This window comes from Nocardia sp. NPDC058497 (assembly GCF_042720195.1).
Taxonomy (GTDB): Bacteria; Actinomycetota; Actinomycetes; order Mycobacteriales; family Mycobacteriaceae; genus Nocardia.
Genome location: NZ_JBHXMY010000715.1, coordinates 1 through 2,665, shown reverse-complemented (window position 1 = coordinate 2,665; position 2,665 = coordinate 1). Strand labels below are relative to the sequence as shown.

At 66.1% G+C, this 2,665-nt stretch carries 2 protein-coding genes and 1 pseudogene; all 3 read right to left on the bottom strand.

Going from position 1 to position 2,665, the window contains the following annotated elements:
* Positions 1-83: 83 nt before the first annotated feature.
* Positions 84-1,334 carry a YncE family protein gene (locus ACFWPJ_RS29920; protein ID WP_378856429.1) on the bottom strand — a complete coding sequence of 417 codons (1,251 nt, stop codon included), beginning with the start codon at positions 1,332-1,334 and terminating at the stop codon, positions 84-86.
* 149 nt (positions 1,335-1,483) lie between these two features.
* Positions 1,484-2,401 (bottom strand): allantoinase PuuE, encoded by a 918-nt coding sequence (puuE, locus tag ACFWPJ_RS29915; RefSeq protein ID WP_378856427.1) that lies wholly within the window; start codon positions 2,399-2,401, stop codon positions 1,484-1,486.
* Positions 2,398-2,665 (bottom strand): annotated as a pseudogene (locus ACFWPJ_RS29910) (allantoicase); the annotation flags it as partial. The gene puuE and the pseudogene ACFWPJ_RS29910, both read right to left, overlap by 4 nt.

Genomic DNA, 2,665 nt, shown 5'->3' with positions numbered 1-2,665 from the left:
AACCTGGGATTTCCGCCTCCTACGATTACACCCCGATGCCGGACTTGGAGGTCATCAGGCTCTAGCAAGAGCCGGAAACAGAGTCAGGCCGGGCTCTGCCAGCCGGCGGGCAAGGTGCCGATGCGGACGCGTTGCGGATGGTCGCCGACCGGGATCGAGGTGATCTTGTTTCCGGTGGTGAAGTCGATGGCGGTCACCACATCGTCGGCGCTCTCGGAAATGACGCAAGCCTTGCCGTCGCCGCTGACGGTGGCCCAGTAGGGCTTGCCCGCCGGAACGAGCGGGCCCGGCTGCAGGGTGGTCAGGTCGACGATGGTGGCGTAGTCGTCCATCGTGCCCGCGATGCACAGTTTGCCGCCGGTGGGCTGTATGGACATGCCGTGGTGGCGTGAGTCGTTGACGTAACCGATCCGTTCGTCGCTGGTACCTGGGTTCTTCGGCAGTTCCCTGACCCGCAGAATTTTGTCGCTCGCGATGTCGTACTCGACGAATCCGTTGAAGAACGAGACCTGGAAGTAGAACCTGGATTCGTCGGGGCTGAACGCCACCGGCCGGACCGAGTCCGAGAGGTCTTCGCGACCGAACGCGTCCAGGCGCGAACGCATGTCGATGACGCGCACCGGCCGATAGGTGTCGGCATCGACCACGGTGATCTTGCGGTCGCCCTTGGTGAAGTCCAGTAGCGGGCTGTCGAGCGGGGTGTTCACCTCGCCGATGGCCATGTTCCAGATCTTGCCGTCGTTGGTGAAGACATTCTCGTGCGGCTTGTCCCCGGTGGTGAACTTGCCCAGCTCCCGGCCGGTCTCGATGTCGAGCACGTGCACGGTGTTGCTGGTCGAGGCGGACACCGCCACCCGCTTGCCGTCGGGCGACACGGCCATATGATCAGCGCGCTGACCCGAGACTTTGAACCGCCACTTCAGTTTTCCGGTCGCGGTATCGATGGATGCCACGTCGGCGAAACTCGGCCGCGACACGACGATCTCGGAACCATCCTGGGTGGTGTACATGTCATCGACATACTGATCGTGCCCCTCGCCGACCGTCTCGCGGATACCGAGGAAGAAGGCGAGCCGCACCGGATCGAGGTAAATCTCCTGGAGCCGTTCGCTTTTGTCCGGAATCAGATTGATTCGCCCGATCTTGCCGAAGTCACCGGTCGAGCGAATCACATCCGCGGTGCCCGCCCAGTTGTTGCCGACGAGCATGACCTCCTGGAAACCGGGGGCCGCCTTCGCAGTTCCGATCTCGACAGCGTACGTGCCCCACAGCGCGGCAACGGCAACCGCCGTGACCACGCTTCGCCAGACCTGTCCGCGTTGACGTAGGTTCATGGGAGTCCTTCCGCAGTGCACCCCCACGGCCTGTCTTCGGGGTATTCGACCTTGGGGTGCACCGGAGGTTATGCATGGGCGAGGTCCGATACAAGGACTTTGGTGAATCTCCCAATCGGCGCGGCCGTCCGGACCTCGAAGCGGGAGGTCTATGACTCAGTCCACGCCGTCGGTGGATGCACCGCGCGCCAGTGCTCGGCGATGTCGATCCGCCGGGCGATCCACACTCCGTCGTGGGTCTGTACATGGTCGAGGAAGCGTTCCAGCGCCGCGGTGCGCGCCGGGCGGCCCGCGAGGCGGCAGTGCAGGCCGACCGAGAGCATCTTCGGACTGCCTTCGGCCCCTTCGCGATACAGCACGTCGAAGGCGTCGCGCAGATGCGCGAAGAACTGTTCGCCGCTGGGGAACCCGGCCGGGGTGGCGAAGCGCATGTCGTTGGTGTCGAGGGTGTAGGGGACGACCAGGTGGTCGTGGCCGTCGATCTCGGTCCAGTACGGGAGGTCGTCGGCGTAGGAGTCGGAGTCGTAGACGAAGCCGCCGTGCTCGACCACGAGCTCGCGGGTGTTCGGGGAGTCGCGCCCGGTGTACCAGCCGAGCGGGGCCGCGCCGGTCAGCTCGGTGAGGATGCGCACGGCTTCGGCCATGTCGGCGCGTTCGGTGTCGCGGTCGACGAGCTGATACGACTTCCACCGCAAGCCGTGGCAGGCGATCTCGTGGCCGAGTTCCCGAAAGGCCGCCACCGCTTCGGGATTGCGCTGCATCGCCCGCGCCACCGCGAAGATGGTGAGCGGGAGGTCGCGCCGCTCGAAGGCGCGCAACACCCGCCACAGGCCGGCCCGGGAACCGTATTCGTACATCGATTCCATGCTCATATGCCGGTTCGGGAAGGCCTCGGCCGGAGTCACCTCGGACAGGAACGTCTCCGAGTGCGGCGAACCGTCGAGGACGTTGTTCTCCCCGCCCTCTTCGTAATTCAGCACGAACTGCACGGCGATGCGCGCGTCGCCGGGCCACCGCGGGTCCGGCGGCGTCGGCCCGTAGCCGACGAAGTCGCGGACCTCGCTCATCCGCCCAGCTCCCCGTACAGCCGGAGCCGGGCGAGCCCGCCGTCGGGGTAGATGTCGAGCCGGACCTCCTCGACGGAGGCGGCCGCGGGCGTGAGGGCGAACCGGTGCCGGGTGTCGGGCAGCAGGTCGGTGCGCGGCAGCAATTCGACTTCGGTTCCGTCGGTGGTGAATCCGGTGAGGGAGGCGGCGCCGGGGCTGTTGCCGAGGAAGCAGGAGGTGTCGAGCTCGGCGAGCCGGATCGCACCGGGGCCCGCCAATTTGATA

Coding starts and splice junctions, on each gene's coding strand:
- ACFWPJ_RS29920 (WP_378856429.1), bottom strand. CDS start 1,334: ATGAACCTACGTCAACGCGGACAGGTCTGGCGAAGCGTGGTCACGGCG.
- puuE (WP_378856427.1), bottom strand. CDS start 2,401: ATGAGCGAGGTCCGCGACTTCGTCGGCTACGGGCCGACGCCGCCGGAC.